Genomic DNA, 413 nt, shown 5'->3' with positions numbered 1-413 from the left:
GCCTCAGTCTGCTGATCCAGCCGGATGGCCGTCGCTTGCAATTCAGCTATGACGTCGCGGGCCGGCTGACCCAGGTGCGCGAACAGGGGCAAGTGCGGCTGTCCATGGCCTATGACCCCTATGGCCGGCTGATCGCGCGCCAGCTGCTGGGGGCCACCCTGCGTTTTACCTATGACGAAGCCGGCCGCCTGGCACAGCTGATCAACGAAAACGGCGCCTGCGCCCGCTTCCAGTACGACCTGCTGGATCAACTGATTGAAGAAACCGGCTTTGATGGTCGAGTCCAACGCTATCGCTACAACGCCGCCGGCGAATTGATCGCGCTCGACGATAACGGCCAATGCAGCCAGTTCCGCTATGATCCGGCAGGCCGACTGATCGAACGCCAACTCCCCGCCACCGAAGTCTGCCCG

Annotated in this window: 1 pseudogene; it reads left to right on the top strand. The window is 63.0% G+C overall.

The annotated features are described in order from the left end of the window. Positions 1-413, top strand: a pseudogene (locus PZA18_RS25820) (hypothetical protein); the annotation flags it as partial.

Source organism: Parachitinimonas caeni, assembly GCF_030129945.1.
Taxonomy (GTDB): domain Bacteria; phylum Pseudomonadota; class Gammaproteobacteria; order Burkholderiales; family Chitinimonadaceae; genus Parachitinimonas; species Parachitinimonas caeni.
This window is presented reverse-complemented; position numbering and strand designations above follow the sequence as displayed.